The sequence below is a fragment of the Thermomonas sp. XSG genome (assembly GCF_014678725.1).
In the GTDB taxonomy this organism is placed as follows: Bacteria; Pseudomonadota; Gammaproteobacteria; order Xanthomonadales; family Xanthomonadaceae; genus Thermomonas.
Genome location: NZ_CP061497.1, coordinates 1,276,326 through 1,292,907, shown reverse-complemented (window position 1 = coordinate 1,292,907; position 16,582 = coordinate 1,276,326). Strand labels below are relative to the sequence as shown.

17 protein-coding genes are annotated in these 16,582 nt (G+C 69.4%); 12 read left to right on the top strand and 5 right to left on the bottom strand.

From position 1 onward, the window contains the following. Nucleotides 1-83: 83 nt before the first annotated feature. From ICG51_RS06090 to ICG51_RS06080, 3 genes are all read right to left on the bottom strand, one after another. The gene (locus ICG51_RS06090; protein ID WP_190282097.1) at nucleotides 84-641 is read right to left on the bottom strand and encodes a diffusible signal factor-reguated Ax21 faimly protein; all 558 of its coding nucleotides are present in this window, start codon (nucleotides 639-641) and stop codon (nucleotides 84-86) included. A gap of 157 nt (nucleotides 642-798) precedes the next feature. Continuing rightward, nucleotides 799-1,275 carry a tRNA (cytidine(34)-2'-O)-methyltransferase gene (locus ICG51_RS06085; protein ID WP_190282096.1) on the bottom strand — a complete coding sequence of 159 codons (477 nt, stop codon included), beginning with the start codon at nucleotides 1,273-1,275 and terminating at the stop codon, nucleotides 799-801. Between the two features lie 56 nt (nucleotides 1,276-1,331). After that, nucleotides 1,332-2,063, bottom strand: coding sequence for an SDR family oxidoreductase (locus tag ICG51_RS06080; RefSeq protein WP_190282095.1), 732 nt, complete (start codon nucleotides 2,061-2,063; stop codon nucleotides 1,332-1,334). Nucleotides 2,064-2,161: 98 nt separating this feature from the next. Here ICG51_RS06080 and ICG51_RS06075 point away from each other — a divergent pair, with 98 nt between their 5' ends. The 7 genes from ICG51_RS06075 (at nucleotide 2,162) to ICG51_RS06045 (ending at nucleotide 9,753) form a co-directional block, all read left to right on the top strand. Further along, nucleotides 2,162-5,005, top strand: a complete 2,844-nt coding sequence (locus ICG51_RS06075; protein ID WP_190282094.1) for a pitrilysin family protein — start codon at nucleotides 2,162-2,164, stop codon at nucleotides 5,003-5,005. Between the two features lie 78 nt (nucleotides 5,006-5,083). Then, complete coding sequence (locus ICG51_RS06070) at nucleotides 5,084-5,398, top strand: DUF4156 domain-containing protein (protein ID WP_223809538.1); 315 nt, start codon at nucleotides 5,084-5,086, stop codon at nucleotides 5,396-5,398. 123 nt (nucleotides 5,399-5,521) lie between these two features. Beyond that, entirely contained in the window at nucleotides 5,522-6,538 is a 1,017-nt protein-coding gene (locus ICG51_RS06065) for a 3-oxoacyl-ACP synthase III (RefSeq protein WP_190282093.1), read from the top strand. Nucleotides 6,539-6,820: 282 nt separating this feature from the next. Further along, the gene (locus ICG51_RS06060; protein ID WP_190282092.1) at nucleotides 6,821-7,243 is read left to right on the top strand and encodes a hypothetical protein; all 423 of its coding nucleotides are present in this window, start codon (nucleotides 6,821-6,823) and stop codon (nucleotides 7,241-7,243) included. Nucleotides 7,244-7,402: 159 nt separating this feature from the next. Next, nucleotides 7,403-8,104 carry a hypothetical protein gene (locus tag ICG51_RS06055; RefSeq protein ID WP_190282091.1) on the top strand — a complete coding sequence of 234 codons (702 nt, stop codon included), beginning with the start codon at nucleotides 7,403-7,405 and terminating at the stop codon, nucleotides 8,102-8,104. Nucleotides 8,105-8,271: 167 nt separating this feature from the next. After that, nucleotides 8,272-8,820 carry a class I SAM-dependent methyltransferase gene (locus ICG51_RS06050; protein WP_223809537.1) on the top strand — a complete coding sequence of 183 codons (549 nt, stop codon included), beginning with the start codon at nucleotides 8,272-8,274 and terminating at the stop codon, nucleotides 8,818-8,820. Nucleotides 8,821-8,847: 27 nt separating this feature from the next. Then, the gene (locus ICG51_RS06045; RefSeq protein WP_190282089.1) at nucleotides 8,848-9,753 is read left to right on the top strand and encodes an alpha/beta fold hydrolase; all 906 of its coding nucleotides are present in this window, start codon (nucleotides 8,848-8,850) and stop codon (nucleotides 9,751-9,753) included. A 128-nt stretch (nucleotides 9,754-9,881) separates the two neighbouring features. Here ICG51_RS06045 and ICG51_RS06040 read toward each other — a convergent pair whose 3' ends face one another. Next, nucleotides 9,882-10,619 (bottom strand): glucose 1-dehydrogenase, encoded by a 738-nt coding sequence (locus tag ICG51_RS06040; RefSeq protein WP_190282088.1) that lies wholly within the window; start codon nucleotides 10,617-10,619, stop codon nucleotides 9,882-9,884. 78 nt (nucleotides 10,620-10,697) lie between these two features. Further along, nucleotides 10,698-11,123 (bottom strand): YkgJ family cysteine cluster protein, encoded by a 426-nt coding sequence (locus tag ICG51_RS06035; RefSeq protein ID WP_190282087.1) that lies wholly within the window; start codon nucleotides 11,121-11,123, stop codon nucleotides 10,698-10,700. A gap of 95 nt (nucleotides 11,124-11,218) precedes the next feature. On the opposite strand from ICG51_RS06035, the gene oleC reads away from it, so the two are divergent. The 5 genes from oleC to ubiB all read left to right on the top strand — a co-directional run bounded on the left by oleC (nucleotide 11,219) and on the right by ubiB (nucleotide 16,495). Then, the gene (oleC, locus tag ICG51_RS06030) at nucleotides 11,219-12,871 is read left to right on the top strand and encodes an olefin beta-lactone synthetase (protein ID WP_190282086.1); all 1,653 of its coding nucleotides are present in this window, start codon (nucleotides 11,219-11,221) and stop codon (nucleotides 12,869-12,871) included. After that, on the top strand, nucleotides 12,868-13,863 hold the full coding sequence (gene oleD / locus ICG51_RS06025) for a 2-alkyl-3-oxoalkanoate reductase (RefSeq protein ID WP_190282085.1): 996 nt from the start codon (nucleotides 12,868-12,870) through the stop codon (nucleotides 13,861-13,863). Before oleC ends, oleD begins: the two co-directional genes overlap by 4 nt. A gap of 133 nt (nucleotides 13,864-13,996) precedes the next feature. Beyond that, on the top strand, nucleotides 13,997-14,152 hold the full coding sequence (locus ICG51_RS06020) for a DUF1328 domain-containing protein (RefSeq protein WP_190282084.1): 156 nt from the start codon (nucleotides 13,997-13,999) through the stop codon (nucleotides 14,150-14,152). A 55-nt stretch (nucleotides 14,153-14,207) separates the two neighbouring features. After that, entirely contained in the window at nucleotides 14,208-14,846 is a 639-nt protein-coding gene (locus ICG51_RS06015) for an SCP2 sterol-binding domain-containing protein (RefSeq protein WP_190282083.1), read from the top strand. Beyond that, nucleotides 14,843-16,495, top strand: coding sequence for a ubiquinone biosynthesis regulatory protein kinase UbiB (gene ubiB / locus ICG51_RS06010; protein WP_190282082.1), 1,653 nt, complete (start codon nucleotides 14,843-14,845; stop codon nucleotides 16,493-16,495). Before ICG51_RS06015 ends, ubiB begins: the two co-directional genes overlap by 4 nt. Nucleotides 16,496-16,582 lie beyond the last annotated feature (87 nt).

Below are 16,582 nucleotides of genomic sequence, written 5' to 3'. Positions count from 1 at the left end.
CCGCTGAAGCTGCGCGGATCGCGCCGCGCGCAAAAGAAAACGCCCGGCAGTGCCGGGCGTTTTCGTGTGGCTTGGCGGATGCCTTACCAGGTGAAGCGCGGACCCACGAACCACTGGGTGTCGCCGCCGTTGACCAGCTTGACCTCGGCGGTGGCGCCCCAGTTCTGGTTGAACTTGACCGCGGCACCCAGGCGGCCATAGGCGTCGCCGTCGAAGTCGTCGCCGTCCTGGTAGCCCAGCATCGCGTAACCCTCGATGTTCGGGGTCATCATGCTGCGCACGCCGGCTTCGGCGCTGTAGCCCTCGGCCTTGATCCCGGCGCCGGCATCCAGCTTCTCGTAGGCCAGCTGGCCGACGAAGTCGGTGCGGTCGGAGATGCTGCGGTTGTAGCCGCCACCCACGCGCCACTGGTCGAAATCGACGCTGGTGTTGTCGATCTTCTGGTTGGCGTAGTCGGCGAACAGGTGGAAGTTCGGATGCACGGCCACCGAGCCACGCACGCCCCAGCCGTCGGCGTCGCCGGCGTCGGTATTGGTGGCGACGTAGCCGCCCTGCACGTAGTTGTACTTGATGCCGTCGGCCGCGGACGCGGCGAAGGGCATGGCGGCGACGAGGGCGAAGGCAAGGATGTGACGCTTCATGAGGTGGACCTCCATGTTGTTGTTGTCCGTCCAGCCGGATCGGCGGGACTTGCGGGCATTCTTTGCGCCCGGTCACAACATGGACTGAATCCCGCCCGGCACGGTACAGCCGTCATTCGGGTTGGGTGTTGTACTTCGCGCGCGCCTGCCGCAGGCGTTATTCGCCGCCCGCGAAACCCGCCTGCCGCCAGGCCTCGAACACCATCACCGCCACTGCGTTGGACAGGTTGAGGCTGCGGTTGTCCGGCCGCATCGGCAGGCGCAGGCGCTGCGCCTCGGGGACGCGGGCCAGCACCTCCGGCGGCAGCCCCGCGGTTTCGCTGCCGAACAGGAAGGCATCGTGCTCGCGATAGTCCGGCGCATCGAAGCGCACGCGCCCACGCGTGGACAGCGCGAACATCCGTGGCGGCGTGCCCGCCTGGGCGGTGATCGCGGCCAGTGCGGCGTCGAGGTCGTCGTGCACCTGCATACGCGCGTACTCGTGGTAGTCGAGGCCGGCGCGTTTCAGCTGGCGGTCGTCGATCTCGAAACCGAGCGGGCGCACCAGGTGCAACTGCGCGCCGGTATTGGCGCACAGGCGGATCACGTTGCCGGTGTTGGGCGGGATTTCCGGGCGATGCAGGATGACGTGCATGGGGTTCTACGCGCTTCCTTTCGCGCAGCGAGGGATGGAGTCGTTGCTGCCGGCGTTCACCACGGCAGTACTTCGCCGCGCCAGTCGAAGAATTGGCCGGACTGCGCGGGCGTGGCTGCGTCGATCAGCCGCAGCATGCCCGCGACCACGTCGGCCGGCGCATCGGGTGCCTTCCCGCCGCCCATGTCGGTCTGTACCCAGCCCGGGTGCAGCGACAGCACCACGATGCCGCGCGCGGCCAGCGCCTGCGCCAGCTGCGCGCTGGCCATGTTCTGCGCGGCCTTGCTGATGGCGTAGCTGGGCGCACCGAACCGGGTCACGCCGGCAATGGAGCCGAGCTGTGAGGTGAGGTTGGCGATGACCGTCCGCTGGTGGTTGCCGGGCGCGCTGTCGCCATCCTGCAGCAACGGCGCCACCGCCTGTGCCAGCAGCAGCGGCCCGATGGCGTTAATGCGCAGGCTGTCTTCCAGGGTCTCCTGCCGCAGCTGACCGAAACGTTCGCCCGAATGCAGCACGCCGGCGTTGTTGATGAGCAGGTCCAGGTGTCCGTCTTCCCCCAGCACCAACGGCAGCTCGCGGGCCAGCTCGGCGCGCGACTTCTCGCTGGCCGCGTCCAACGGCAGCACGTGCAGGCGGCCGGGATGCTCGCCGCCCAGGGCGCTCAGCGCGGCCGCTTTGCCCGGATGGCGGCAGGTGGCAACCACGTGGTCGCCGCGCGCCAGCAGCTGGCCCGTGAACGCCAGCCCGATGCCGCGGTTGGCGCCGGTGACGAGGACGGTGCGGTTCATGCGGAACTCCCGGGCGTGGCTTCCTGCCTAGTGTATCGGCGATGCGTGCGGTCTATGATCGACGGGTTTCCGTCCCGTCGTACCCACAGGAGTTGCCCATGTCCGTGCTTCGTCCCGCCGCGCTGGCGCTTGCGCTCGCCACTGCCTTGACCACCGGCGGTTACGCCCCCGCTGCACGGGCCGCCAGCGCCCCGGCCGTCGACATTCCCTACGAGACCTTCACCCTGCCCAACGGCCTGCGCGTGGTGGTCCACACCGACCGCAAGGCGCCGGTGGTGGCGGTCAACGTCTGGTACCACGTGGGCAGCAAGGACGAACCGGCGGGTCGCACCGGCTTCGCCCACCTGTTCGAGCATCTGATGTTCAACGGCAGCGAGAACGCGCCGGGCGAGTTCTTCACCCCGTTCAAGGCCATCGGCGCCACCAACCAGAACGGCACCACCAACTCCGACCGCACCAACTACTTCGAGAACGTGCCCACCACCGCGCTCGATACCGCGCTGTGGATGGAGTCCGACCGCATGGGCCACCTGCTGGGCGCGATCGACCAGAAGACCCTGGACGAGCAGCGCGGCGTGGTCCAGAACGAGAAGCGGCAGGGCGAGAACCAGCCCTACGGCCAGGTGTGGGATGTGCTGGGCGCGGCGATGTATCCCAAGGGCCATCCGTACCACCACAGCACCATTGGTTCGATGAACGATCTCAACGCGGCTTCGCTGGAAGACGTGAAGACCTGGTTCAAGACCTGGTACGGCCCCAACAACGCGGTGCTGGTGCTGGCCGGCGATATCGATGTCGCCACCGCCAGGGAAAAGGTGACGAAGTTCTTCGGCGACATCCCGGCCGGCCCGTCGATGGCCCAGCCGAAGGTGGACGTGGCCGCGCACAGCGCCGATTCGCGCGCGGAAATGACCGACCAGGTGCCGCAGTCGCGCATCTACCGGGTGTGGAACGTGGCCGAGTACGGCGCGCCGGACCTCGACCGCCTGCAGCTGTTCGCGCAGATCCTGGGCGGCGCCAAGTCGTCGCGCCTGGACAAGCGGCTGGTGCACCAGGACAAGCTGGTCGACAACATCAGCGCCGGTGCCTACGGCTCGCAGCTCAGCAGTACCTTCATGATCACCGCCGCGGTCAAGCAGGGCGTGGACGTGGCGAAGGTGGAAGCGGCCATCGACGAGGAGCTGGAGAAGCTGCTGGCCGAAGGCCCCACTGCCGAGGAAGTGACGCGCAACCGCACCGCCATCGAGGCCGGCTGGATCCGCGGCGTCGAGCGTATCGGCGGCTTCGGCGGCAAGGCCGATGCGCTGGCCGAATGCGCCGTGTTCATGGGTGATCCCGGCTGCTTCCGCGAAAGCCTGAAGACCCTGGCCGAGGCCACGCCGGAGGCGCTGCGCGCCACCGGCAATGCCTGGCTGGGCGCCGGCAAGGGCAGCCACACGCTGGTGGTGAACCCGGGCAAGCGCGTCGCGCTGCAGGAAGAGCCCGCGGCCACCCCGACCCCGTTCCAGACCCCGAAGGCGGATGCGAAGTACAAGACCGTCGCCTCCTCCGTCGATCGCAAGACCGGCGTGCCGATGCCGGCCAGCTTCCCCGACCTGAAGTTCCCGCAGCAGCAGCACGCCACCCTCAGCAACGGCACCAAGGTGGTGCTGGCCGAGCGCCATGACATCCCGGTGGTGCAGATGAGCTACGAGTTCCGCGGCGGCCAGGCGGCCGACCCGAACGGCAAGCCGGGCATGGCCAGCTTCACCATGAGCCTGCTGGACGAAGGCGCCGGCGACCTCAATGCGCTGGCCTTCGCCGACCGCGCGCAGTCGCTGGGTGCCAACCTGGGCGCCAGCGCCGGCCTCGACAGCAGCAGCGCCTACCTGTCGGCGCTGAAGCAGAACCTGGAAGCGTCGGTGGCCCTGTTCGCCGACATGCTGCGCAAGCCGCGGTTCGAGCAGGCCGACATCGAGCGAGTGCGCGGGCAGTGGATCGCCGGCATCAAGCAGGAGAAGGCCAACCCGAACGGCATCATCCAGCGCGTGCTGCCCGGCCTGGTGTTCGGCGAAGGCCATCCCTACGCCGCGCCGCGTACCGGCAGTGGCACCGAGGCGTCCATCGGCGGGCTGACCCGCACCGACCTGCAGGGCTGGCACGCCAGCGCCCTGCGCCCGCAGGACGCCACCCTGGTGGTGGTGGGCGATACCACCCTCGGCGAGATCGTGCCGGTGCTGGAGAAGCACTTCGGCGGCTGGAAGGCCGCAGGCCAGGCCGGTGCCGCCGCCGCCATCCCGCAGGTGGCCGCGCAGAAGAAGGCGCGCGTGTTCCTGGTGGACCAGCCGGGCGCGGTGCAGGCCAACATCGTCGCGGCGCAGACCCTGCCGCCCAGCAGCGATGCCAAGACCGTGCAGTACGACATGGCCAACATGATCATCGGCGGCGACTTCACCGCCCGCCTGAACATGAACCTGCGCGAGGACAAGCACTGGTCGTATGGCGCCCGCAGCGGGGCCGGCGGGTCGGTGGGTCAGCGCCTGTGGAGCGCTTCGGCACCGGTGCAGATCGACAAGACCGGCGAAGCGATGGCGGAAATGCAGCGCGAGATCGCCGACTATGCCAGCGGCAAGGCCCCGGCCAGCAAGGACGAAGTGGAGGGCATGGAGAAGGTGCTCACCCTGACCCTGCCGGGTGCGTACGAGACAGCCGCGTCGGTGATGAGCACCATCGCCAGCAACGTGCTGTACAACCGTCCGGACGACTACGTGTTCCAGCGCAAGGCCGAGATCGAGGCGATGACCCCCGAGCAGGTCAACGCCGCCGCCAAGATGCTGGATCCGGCCGGCCTGACCTGGGTGGTGGTGGGTGACCTGTCCAAGACCGAAGCCGCGGTGCGCGCGCTGAACCTCGGCGAGGTGACGGTGGTCGACGCCGAAGGCAAGCCGGTGGCGAAGAAGTAAGCGCTTCGTTCATCCTGCAACACGGAAAGCCCGCCACACTTGGCGAGCTTTCTTTTCTGGTCGATGCAAGGAGATCCGATGCCCGCGATGCGAGCGATCCTGCTGTCCTGCACGGTGCTGGCACTGCCGGCCTGCACCTTCGTGAAGCTGGCGCCCGGCGCGCAGCAGGTGAAAGTGCTGTCGGCGGCTCCCGCCGGTTGCGAGCGCCGCGGCGACGTGGCGGTTTCCATCACCCACCGGGTGGGCTTCTACGAGCGTGACGACACCCGCGTGCGCGACGAACTGGAGCTGCTGGCCCGCAACGAGGCCCCTGGATTGAACGCAAACCGGATCAGCCCGCTGGGCCCGCCGGAGGACGGCAGCCAGCGCTGGGCGATGTGGCGCTGCAACTGAATGCGGGGAAAGCCGCGGGTGTGATTCCGCCCGCAGTTTCGTCAGTACGCCACCGCATGGTTTGACAAGGCGCTATCCTATGCGGTTCCAGCGCCGCCTTGGCGCACGTGCGAGTGTCCCGCCATGCTGTTCCAACACGTCTCCATTGCCGGTCTGGCCCACATCGACGCGCCGCGCCGGTTGTCGTCGGACGAGATCAACGCGCGCCTGCGGCCCACGCTGGACCGGCTGGGCATCCGCGTCGACGTGCTCGGCGACATCGCCGGTGTGCACGCCCGCCGCCTGTGGGATGACAACGTGCAGGCCTCGGATGCTGCCACCCTGGCGGGCGTCAAGGCGCTGGCCGATGCCGGCATCGACCCCGACAAGGTCGGCCTGCTGGTGAATACTTCGGTCAGCCGCGACTACCTGGAGCCGTCCACCGCCTCCATCGTCAGCGGCAACCTGGGCCTGCCCGATACCTGCCAGAACTTCGACATCGCCAACGCCTGCCTCGCCTTCATCAACGGCATGGACATCGCCAGCCGCATGATCGAGCGCGGCGAGATCGACTACGCGCTGGTGGTGGACGGCGAAACCGCCAACATGGCCTACGAGAAGACGCTCGAGCGCATGACCCGCGCTGACGTCACCGAAGAGGACTTCCGCAGCGAGATGGCCACCCTCACGCTGGGTTCCGGCGCCGCGGCCATGGTGCTGGCCCGCAGCGAACTGGCGCCGGGCGCGCCGCGCTACAAGGGGGGCGTGACCCGCGCGGCCACCGAATGGAACAAGCTCTGCCGCGGCAACCTGGACGGCATGATCACCGATACCCGCATGCTGCTGATCGAGGGCATCAAGCTGGCCACCAAGACCTTTGAAGTCGCCAAGCTCAAGCTCGGCTGGGTCGCCGGCGAGCTGGACGAGTTCGTCATCCACCAGGTCAGCAAGGTCCACACCGCCGCCTTCACCAAGGCGATGGGCATCGACCCCAAGAAGGTCATGACCATCTTCGCCGAGCACGGCAACATCGGCCCGGCCAGCGTGCCGATCGTGCTGAGCAAGCTGCGCGAGATGGGCCGCCTGAAGAAGGGCAGCCGCGTGGCCCTGCTCGGCATCGGCTCCGGGCTGAACTGCTCGATGGCGGAAGTGGAGTGGTGATTTCCCGAGGCCCGGGCCTGGGTTCTTTCAAGTAAGAAGTGGATGCGAAATTTTCCTTGCGACGCCGCCGCTGGCGCGCAAGGAAAGCCAGCCGGCACGCCTTGGCATCGTCACCAGACCGGGGCTGAAGGTCGGCGTGTAGGCCTTGTGCAGAGCGGGGCTGGGGTAGAGCGGTGGCGGGAACTGCAGAACGACGCCCGGGAAGTTGTGTGCGAACCGTGTTGATCGCCCGGCCGACATCTGGCCCACTGCCGGTACCGATCACGCCCTGGGGGAGTCCGGATGAACGCAGTACCCGCTTGGTTCAAGGTGGTGGCAGTGCTGGCGCTGTTGTGGAACGTGCTGGGCTGCGTGGCGTTTTTCGCGGATCTGCGCCTGTCGCCCGCGGAGCTGGCGCAACTGCCCGAGGCGCAGCAGGCGCTGTACGCCGCGCGACCGGCGTGGGCGGTGGCTGCCACCGGGCTTGCGGTGTTTGGCGGCGTGCTGGGCTGCTTGGGCCTGCTGCTGCGCCGGAAGTGGGCGGTGGTGGTGCTGGCGCTTTCGCTGTTGGGCATCGTGGTACAGGACTTCGGGCTGTTCGTGCTGGTGGATGGCGCCAGCCTGGCCGGCCCGGTGGCGGTGGTGATGCAGGCCGTGGTGCTGCTGGTGGGCATCGCGCTGCTGTTGCTGGCGCGCAAGGCGAGAGTGCAGGGCTGGCTGGTCTAGCCGCCCGGAATTCTCGCGGCTGCCACGACGGTGGGGCGGCGGACGCCATCTGCAGTTGATGAAGTTGGATGGCTTGGAGAATCCCCGGCCCGCTGGCTATCCTCGGGTGGCGGCCGGGGTGTGCGCCGCCTGACACCATCACGCAACCAGGGGGACGCAATGGCAGACCACGAGAACAGCCCGGCGATGGCGCCGGCGGAAGCCGCACGGCCGGGCATGCTGCGACACGCGCTGCAGTGGTACTGGGGCCAGCGCGACAGCGCCGAGCGGGGCGAGCCGGTCAAGCGCACGCTGGTCGCGTTGGTGCTGCTGGCGCTGGGTGTGGGCGGCAGCGAGGCCTATGGCTACGTGCGCGACAAGTTCCGCGACCCCGACGCCTACCTGGTGCAGATGAAGCAGGACCAGGACGCCGCGTTCAAGAAGCTGCAGGGCAGCCTGGACGCGCTGGGCAGCTCGGTGGAGGGCAACGGACGGCAGGCGCTGTCGCAGGTCAGGAGCGCGGTCAGCGAGATGAAGTCCGCCAACGCCGGGCTGATGGCGCAGCTGGCGCTGGCCAAGCAGGAGAACGACCGGCTGTCGCAGGTAGCCGGGCAGCAGGCGGGGGTGAGTGGCGGCTACGACATCATCCTTTCCCAGAACACCGGACTGGCACTGGATGCCTCATCGGTGCTGGGCGTCAGAGGTGTTTCCAGCGGTGGGGCGTATGTGACCGTGAGCGCCGCGGGCGCCGGCGACCAGCGCAAGTTCCTGGAGAGCGGCGAGTCCATCACCTATCGCAGCGCCGCTGGCCGTGAATGCCGGGTCAGCCTGCTGTCCGTGTCCGGTGGCGAGTCGGCGTCGTTCAAGACGAGCTGCGGTTGATGGGGGCAGCGGGTGCAGGGCCACATTCGGCCGGGCGGGCCGGGTGCGACCATGCCGGGCACAGGGACGGGCCGGCCCCGGCCATCTGCTCGCTGTGCGGGAATGCGACCCGCGCCTTCTGCGAGGACCGGGTACGGCGCTACTTCGAGTGCCCGGGCTGCGGGCTGGTGTCGGCCGACCCGGCATCGCACCTGTCGCCGGAAGACGAACGCGCGATCTACGACCTGCACCAGAACGACCCCGCCGATGCTGGTTACCGCCGCTTCCTGTCGCGGATGGCCGATCCGCTGGTCGCCAAGCTAGTCCCCAGCATGCGCGGGCTGGACTTCGGCTGCGGGCCGGGACCGGCGCTGTCGATCATGCTGCGCGAGGCGGGCATGGCGATGGCCGATTACGACCCGTGCTACGCGCCCGATGCAACGCTGCTGGCGGCGCAGTACGACTTCGTCACCTGCACCGAGGTGGTGGAGCACTTCCGCGACCCGCTGGCAGCTTGGACGCAGCTGGCGTCTCTGGTGCGGCCGGGCGGCTGGCTGGGGGTGATGACCCAGCTGGCGCCGGAGGTGCCGGCGAACTTCCTGCGCTGGCGCTACCGCGATGACCGCACCCATGTCAGCTTCCACCGGCTCGCCACGCTGCAGTGGCTGGCGGCGCGGTTCGGCTTCGCGTTGGAGCAGGTGGAAAGCCAGGCCTTCCTGCTTCGCAAGCAGGGCTGAGGCCGGCGCACCGCCTACAATGGGCGGATGCGCTTCCCCGACTATCCGTTCACCCCGCAACGCTTCGAAGTCCGCCCCGGCATCGCCATGTCCTTCCTCGACGAAGGCCCGCGCGACGGCGAGGTGATCGTGATGCTGCACGGCAACCCGTCGTGGAGCTATTACTGGCGGCACCTGGTGCTGGGCCTGCGCGACAGGTATCGCTGCATCGTGCCGGACCACGTTGGCATGGGCCTGAGCGACCGCCCGGACGATGCGCCTTCGGCGCGACCGACCTACGACTACACTCTGCAGTCGCGCATCGACGACATGGACGCGCTGCTGAAGCACCTCGGCATCGATGGCCCGGTGACGCTGGCCGTGCACGACTGGGGCGGGATGATCGGCTTCGGCTGGGCGCTGCGCGATCCCGCGCGCGTCAAGCGCCTGGTCATCACCAATACCGCCGCGTTCCCGCTGCCATCGGCCAAGCGCTTCCCGGCGCGGCTGGCGATGGGCCGAGATTCGCGCCTGGGTGGCTGGTTGATCCGCCGTTTCAACCTGTTCGCGCGCGGCGCGGCGTGGATGGGCACCAAGCGTTCGCTGCCGAGGGACGTGCGCGCGGCCTATGCTGGCGTGTACGACGGCTGGGACCAGGCGATCTCCACCCTGCGCTTCATGCAGGACATCCCGCTGCACGATGGCGACCGCGCGATGCCGCTGGTGCAGGCCAGCGCAAAGGCGCTGCCCGGGTACGCCGACCGGCCGGCGTTCATCGGCTGGGGTCTGCGCGATTTCGTCTTCGACAGGCACTTCCTCGACGGCTTCCGCAAGGCGCTGCCGAACGCGGAAGTCCATGCGTATGCCGATGCCGGCCACTACGCGCTGGAAGACAAGCACGAGGTGCTGGTGCCGCTGATCCGGGCGTTCCTGGATCGCAATCCGCCGGATTGAATGCCTTGGATCTTCCGTAGGAGCGCACCGCAGGGGCGCGAACGCTTTTGCGGGATCACGCAAAGAGCATCGCGCCCCTGCGGTGCGCTCCTACGGTGGTTGTACCTACGGTGGCGCCTTTGGGTGGCTCAGAGAATCCAGCCGCCGTCCACCGTCAGCTCCGCGCCGGTGACGAAACCAGCGTCCGCACTGGCCAGGAAGGACACCGCGGCGGCGATTTCCTCGGGCTTGCCGATGCGCTTCAGCGGCGTGGCTTCGATGCCGGCCTGATTGGCCTCAGGCGGGTTGCTGTCCAGCATCGGCGTGTCGATGAAGCCCGGATGCACCGAGTTCACCCGGATCTGCGCCGGCGCCAGTTCCAGTGCGGCGGTCTTGGTCATCCCGCGCACCGCCCACTTGGTGCCCACGTAGGCGGCCGCATTGGGGAATCCCAGCTGGCCGGCGATCGAACTGATGTTGACGATGCAGCCGCCGCCGGCCGCGCGCAGCGGCACCTGGCCGTGCTTCATGCCGAGGAATGGACCCAGCTGGTTGACCCGGAACTGCTGCTCGATATCACGCACCGGGGTGTCGGCGATCTGGCCGGGGTGGAAGATGCCGGCATTGTTGACCAGCACGTGCAGGCCGCCGAAGCGGGCGGTGGCCGCCGCCAGCGTCTCCACCCACGCGGCTTCGTCGCTGACGTCGTGGTGGAAATACGCGGTGCGTTCGCCGAGCTCCGCCGCCAGCGCGCGGCCGGCGTCGTCCAGCACGTCGGTGATCGCAACGCTGGCGCCGTCGGCATGCAGCCGGCGGACGATGGCTGCGCCGATGCCGCGCGCGCCGCCGGTGACCAGGGCGACCTTGCCTTCGAGCTTGCCGTTCATGTCATGCCTCTCCGATGGGTGGACATCCAGCCTGCACGCTGGTGCCGGCGGGCGTTTTGATCGGGATCAACCCGCCGCTCACGCGGCGACCGGCGGCATCGCCGGCGGCGACGGGCTGTTGCCGCTATCGTCCGGGTGGTCGTCGTTGTCGGCGCCGTCGCGCCAGCGCCAGTCGGCGGCGGTCAGCACCGGCAGGTCGAAGGCGATCCGTGCCTTGTCGCACTGCGCGCTGGGGCGGCCGAACTCGAACGAGGCTTCGACCTCGCGGCAGACCGACGGCCGGTTGGGATGGATGCTGCAGCGCGAGTACTTGCCGATGTCGGCATCCAGCGCCACGCAGCGGATCGGCGGGGCGAAGGTGCCCTGCATGCACAGGCGATGGGCGTCCAGCCGCTCGGTGAGTGCGGCCGGCACGCCGCCGGGCGTGACCTCGTCCGATTCCATCCAGTGGAAGGCGACGCGGTACTGGGTGCAGCAGGCGCCGCAGGTCAGGCAGGGGTGCATGGGGGCCGGGCCTTGCGCGGCGAAAGTACGGAACGGGGACGCGATTTTTTTCCGCGCCGGGCCGGCGCGCAAGGGGGGCGGGCGATAATGCGCGGATGACCGACCCCTGCAACATCGCCGTGGCGCTGCCGCGGCTTGCCCGCGAGCACCCCGACCAGGTGGCGATGCGCTGCCCCGGCGCGGGCGGCCGCTACGAGGTGGCGCTGACCTATGCGCAGCTGGATGCGCGCAGCGACGCCATCGCCGCCGGCCTGGCCGGGCGCGGCATCCGTCGCGGCACCCGCACGGTGGTGATGGTGCGGCCGACGCCGGAGTTCTTCCTGCTGATGTTCGCGCTGTTCAAGGCCGGCGCGGTGCCGGTGCTGGTCGACCCCGGCATCGACCGGCGCGCGCTCAAGCAGTGCCTTGGCGAGGCGCGGCCGGAAGCGTTCGTCGGCATTCCCCTGGCGATGCTGGCCAAGGCGCTGCTGGGCTGGGCGAAATCGGCATCGGTGCGCATCACCACCGGACGCTGGCCGCTGCTGGCCGACGCCACGCTGGCGCGGATCGAGACCGAAGGCGCCGGCGCCGGTCCGCAGCTGGCCGACACCGACGGAGAGGACGTGGCCGCGATCCTGTTCACCAGCGGCAGCACCGGCGTACCCAAGGGCGTGGTGTACCGGCACCGGCATTTCGTCGCGCAGATCGCGATGCTGGGCGACGCGTTCGGGATCGGCGCGGGCGGCATCGATTTCCCCACCTTCCCGCCGTTCGCCCTGTTCGACCCCGCGCTGGGACTGACCAGCATCATTCCCGACATGGACCCCACGCGCCCGGCCAAGGCCGATCCGCGCAAGTTGCATGCGGCCATCGAACGCTTCGGCGTGACCCAGCTGTTCGGTTCGCCGGCGCTGATGGGCGTGCTGGCCGCGCACGGCGAAAAGCTGCCCACCCTGAAGCGCGTCACCAGCGCCGGTGCGCCGGTACCGCCCGACGTGGTGCGGCGGATGCTGGAGCTGCTGCCGGCCGATGCGCAGCTGTGGACGCCCTATGGCGCCACCGAATGCCTGCCGGTGGCGGTGATCGAAGGCCGCGAACTGCTGACCCTGCGCGCCCGCACCGAAGCCGGCGCCGGCACCTGCGTGGGCCGGCCCGTGGCGGGCAACACTGTGCGCATCATCGGCATCGACGATGGCGCGATCCCGGAGTGGCGCGATGGGATGCAGGTCGCGCCCGGGCAGGTCGGCGAAATCACCGTCGCCGGTCCCAGCGCCACCGATGCCTACTTCAACCGCGACGTGCAGACCGCGCTGGCGAAGATCCGCGAAACCCTGCCCGACGGCGGCAGCCGCATCGTCCACCGCATGGGCGACCTTGGCTGGTTCGACGACGCGGGCCGGCTGTGGTTCTGCGGGCGCAAGTCGCAGCGGGTGGTCGTGGATGCGCAGACCACGCTGTGCACCGAGCAGGTCGAGCCGGTGTTCAACACCCATCCGCAGGTGCTGCGCACTGCACTGGTCGGTGTCGGTCCCAGGAACACGCAAACGCCGGTCCTGGTGTTCGAACTGAAGCCGGGCGCGCAGGCCGACGTGGCGGAAGTCGCCGACGAGCTGCGCCACCTCGCGCAGGGTTTCGTCCACACCGCGAAGATCGAGCGCTTCCTGCACCATCCCAAACCCTTTCCGGTGGACATCCGCCACAACGCCAAGATCGGCCGCGAGAAGCTGGCGGCATGGGCGGCGGCGCAACCCGCGGGGGGCAGGGCATGAAGCTGCTCGTCACCGGTGGCGGCGGTTTCCTCGGCCAGGCGCTGTGCCGCGCGCTGCTGGCGCGGGGACAAGAGGTCGCCAGCTTCAGCCGCAGCCGCCACGCGGCGCTGGACGCACTGGGCGTGCGCCAGCTGCAGGGCGACCTGGCCGACCGCGAAGCGGTGCTGGCGGCGTTCGCGGAAGGCTTCGACGCGGTGCTGCACAACGCCGCCAAGGCCGGCACCTGGGGCAGTTACCAGAGCTATTTCGATGCCAACGTGACCGGCACCCGCAACGTGATCGCGGCCTGCCGCGCGCACGGGATCGGCCGGCTGGTGCACACCTCCACGCCCAGCGTCGCGCATCGCGCGACCCATCCGGTGGAAGGCGCCAGCGCCGACGAGGTGCCTTATGGCGAAGGCGTGAAGGCGCATTACGCGACGACGAAAATCATCGCCGAGCGCGAGGTGCTGGCCGCCAATGACGCGGCGCTGGCCACGGTGGCGCTGCGGCCGCGGCTGATCTGGGGGCCGGGTGATACCCAGATCCTGCCGCGGCTGGTGGAGCGCGCGCGGGCCGGGCGCCTGCGGCTGGTCGGCAGCGGCGACAACCTGGTCGACACCACCTACATCGACAACGCCGCGCAGGCGCACGTGGATGCGCTGGAGCATCTGCATGCCGGCGCAGCCTGCGCTGGTCGCGCTTATTTCATCAGCAACGGCGAACCATGGCCGCTGCGCGAGGTATTGAACGGGCTGCTGCGCGCGGCGGGCGCGCCGGAAGTGCAGGCAACACTGCCGTTCCGTGCTGCCTATGCGATCGGCGCCGTTTGCGAAGTGCTGTGGACCGCGCTGCCGCTGCGCGGCGACCCGCCGATGACGCGCTTCCTGGCCGAACAGCTCAGCACTGCGCACTGGTATTCGATGGCGCCGGCCACGCGCGATTTCGGCTACGTGCCGAAGGTGTCCATGGCCGAAGGGCTGGCGCGGCTGCAGGCCTCGCTGGGGCGCTGACGGGCCGAGACCCGCCGCTTGCGGCCCCGAAGGTGCAGGCGTCGGCGATGGGTGCGCGCCTTCACCCCGGCGTGATCGGGCCGCGTCCAGTCTGGCGCGGCGCCAATCCGGCGCGGCCGAACGGAGTCGTCCGATGCTGCATTACGCCCTCGTCTTCCTGATCATCGCGCTGATCGCCGCCTTCCTCGGCTTCAGCGGGCTTGCCGGCATGGCGGCCACCATCGCCAAGGTGCTGTTCGTCGTCTTCCTGATCCTCGCCGTGGTTGCGTTCCTGCGTAAACGGGTCTGATCCGGGCGGGCGCGGGCGCGCGGTGCCGGCGCGCGACCGGCCCTACAATGCGCGCATGACCGAGCCCGCCTTCAACTGGAAACAACCCGCTGGCCGCGCGCTGGAGCTGGCGCTCAATCAGGCGCTGGCGCTGGACGAGGACACCCGCGGCGGCCTGCGCGCGCTGGAGGGCCAGAGGGTGGCGCTGACGCTTGCGTCACCCCCGCTGGCCCTGCAGGTACGGGTGGAGGGTGAAGCGCTGCGGGTGGGACCGCTGGATGGAGATGCCGAACCGGATCTCGGCGTGCGCGCCACCCTGGGCGGGCTGATCCAGCAGTTGCCCATCTTCCGCAGCAGCAACGCGCCGCCGGTGGGCAAGCTGCGCATCGAGGGGGATGCCGAACTCGCGCGTCGCCTGCAGAAGCTGGCGCAGGGTTTCGATCCCGACTGGCAGCTGCCGTTCGTGCGCGTGTTCGGCGAGGTGCTGGGCGTGCAGATCGCCAGGGCCGTGCGCGCGGCGCTGCAGCAGGCACAGGTCGCCGGCCGCAACCTCGCGGGGATGGCGGCGGAATATGTCACCGAGGAAAGCCGCGACGTGGTGCCGCGCGCCGAGCTGGATGCCTTCCACGATGACGTGGATGCGCTGCGCGACGGCGTGGAGCGCATTGCCGCGAAGATCGCCCGGCTGCGTCGCGAGCAGGGCCTGGCCGCATGAAGTCGGCGCTGCGTGCATGGAAGATCGGTCGAGTGCTGCTGCGCTACCGGTTGGACGACCTGCTGGACGACACGCCGGCCGAGCGCTGGCTCAGGCTGATGCGGCCGTTCGTGCCGCGCGCCTCCCGCGAAGTGGCCACTCAGCCGCGCGGCGCGCGGCTGCGGCTGGCGCTGCAGGAGCTCGGGCCGATTTTCGTCAAGTTCGGACAGATCCTCTCGACCCGTCGCGACCTGGTGCCACCCGACATCGCCGAGGAGCTGACCCTGCTGCAGGACCGGGTCGCGCCGTTCGACGGCGTGCAGGCCCGCGCACTGGTGGAAGCGGCGTTGGGTCGCGGCATCACCGATGCCTATGCGGCGTTCGATACCACCCCGCTGGCCTCCGCCAGCATCGCGCAGGTGCATGCGGCCACCCTGCACGATGGTCGCGAGGTGGTGGTTAAGGTGCTGCGCCCGGACATCGCCAGGCTGATCGCCGCCGATATCGCGCTGCTGAAGAACGTGGCGGGCATTGTCGAGCGTACCCATCCCAGTGCCGACAAGATCCGCCCGCGGGAGATCGTCGCCGAGATCGAGAACACGCTGGCCGCCGAACTCGACCTGCAGCGCGAGGCCGGCAACGCCAGCCTGCTGCGGCGCAACTGGCTGAACTCGCCCGACCTGTACGTGCCGGAGGTGATCTGGAGCCACACCGCCGAGCGCGCGATGACCATGGAGCGCGTGCGCGGCATTCCGTCCGACGACATCGCCGCGCTGGATGCCGCCGGCATCGACCGCCGCGCGCTGGCCGCCAAGGGCGTGCGGGTGTTCTACCAGCAGGTGTTCCGCGACAACTTCTTCCACGCCGATGCCCACGCCGGCAACATCTGGGTGGACTCGGAGCGCAAGGCGGACCCGCGCTTCATCGCGCTGGATTTCGGGATCATGGGGCAGCTCTCCAGCGACGACCAGTACTGGCTCGCCGAGAACTTCATGGCGATCTTCAACCGTGATTACCGGCGCATCGCCGAGCTGCACGTGCAGGCCGGCTGGATGCCGCCGCACATCCGCATCGACGAGCTGGAAGCCGCCGCGCGTGCGGTCTGCGAGCCGTACTTCACCCGCCCGCTCAGCGAGATCTCGCTGGCGGAGGTGCTGGTGAAACTGTTCCGCACCGCGCAACGCTACGAACTGACCCTGCAGCCGCAGCTGATCCTGCTGCAGAAGACCCTGCTGAACATCGAGGGCGTGGGCCGCCAGCTGGACCCGAAGATCGATATCTGGGCGGTGGCGCGGCCGGTGCTGGAAGACATCCTGGCCGAACGCTACAGCCCGAAGCGGCTGGCCGGCGAGCTGCGCAAGCGGATGCCGGAGCTGGTCACCCGCGCGCCGGAAATGCCGCGGCTGCTGCACGCCTGGCTGCAGCAGCAGGTGCAGGGCGGGCACGAGCTGAGCATGCGTTCGACCGACCTGCGCGAGATCGCGCAGACGCTTGCGGCCATGCAGCGGCGGGTAGTGGCGTCGATCCTCGGCGTCGGCCTGCTGATCGTGGCCGCGGTCCTGTATGCGCTGGAGGCTGGCGGGCCGCAGCTGCTGTCGCTGCCGGTGTCCACCTGGATCGCCGGCGTCGGTGGGTTGTGGGCGCTGCTGGCGGCGTGGCCGCGACGATAGCGATGCGTGCGCGGTGCCGTCCGCAGGCCACATTCCGCAGCCTTACCGGGGCGCTGGAATTGTGTAACCCGCGCGCCTGTCGCTAGG

Coding starts and splice junctions, on each gene's coding strand:
- ICG51_RS06090 (WP_190282097.1), bottom strand. CDS start 641: ATGAAGCGTCACATCCTTGCCTTCGCCCTCGTCGCCGCCATGCCCTTC.
- ICG51_RS06085 (WP_190282096.1), bottom strand. CDS start 1,275: ATGCACGTCATCCTGCATCGCCCGGAAATCCCGCCCAACACCGGCAAC.
- ICG51_RS06080 (WP_190282095.1), bottom strand. CDS start 2,063: ATGAACCGCACCGTCCTCGTCACCGGCGCCAACCGCGGCATCGGGCTG.
- ICG51_RS06075 (WP_190282094.1), top strand. CDS start 2,162: ATGTCCGTGCTTCGTCCCGCCGCGCTGGCGCTTGCGCTCGCCACTGCC.
- ICG51_RS06070 (WP_223809538.1), top strand. CDS start 5,084: ATGCCCGCGATGCGAGCGATCCTGCTGTCCTGCACGGTGCTGGCACTG.
- ICG51_RS06065 (WP_190282093.1), top strand. CDS start 5,522: ATGCTGTTCCAACACGTCTCCATTGCCGGTCTGGCCCACATCGACGCG.
- ICG51_RS06060 (WP_190282092.1), top strand. CDS start 6,821: ATGAACGCAGTACCCGCTTGGTTCAAGGTGGTGGCAGTGCTGGCGCTG.
- ICG51_RS06055 (WP_190282091.1), top strand. CDS start 7,403: ATGGCAGACCACGAGAACAGCCCGGCGATGGCGCCGGCGGAAGCCGCA.
- ICG51_RS06045 (WP_190282089.1), top strand. CDS start 8,848: ATGCGCTTCCCCGACTATCCGTTCACCCCGCAACGCTTCGAAGTCCGC.
- ICG51_RS06040 (WP_190282088.1), bottom strand. CDS start 10,619: ATGAACGGCAAGCTCGAAGGCAAGGTCGCCCTGGTCACCGGCGGCGCG.
- ICG51_RS06035 (WP_190282087.1), bottom strand. CDS start 11,123: ATGCACCCCTGCCTGACCTGCGGCGCCTGCTGCACCCAGTACCGCGTC.
- oleC (WP_190282086.1), top strand. CDS start 11,219: ATGACCGACCCCTGCAACATCGCCGTGGCGCTGCCGCGGCTTGCCCGC.
- oleD (WP_190282085.1), top strand. CDS start 12,868: ATGAAGCTGCTCGTCACCGGTGGCGGCGGTTTCCTCGGCCAGGCGCTG.
- ICG51_RS06020 (WP_190282084.1), top strand. CDS start 13,997: ATGCTGCATTACGCCCTCGTCTTCCTGATCATCGCGCTGATCGCCGCC.
- ICG51_RS06015 (WP_190282083.1), top strand. CDS start 14,208: ATGACCGAGCCCGCCTTCAACTGGAAACAACCCGCTGGCCGCGCGCTG.
- ubiB (WP_190282082.1), top strand. CDS start 14,843: ATGAAGTCGGCGCTGCGTGCATGGAAGATCGGTCGAGTGCTGCTGCGC.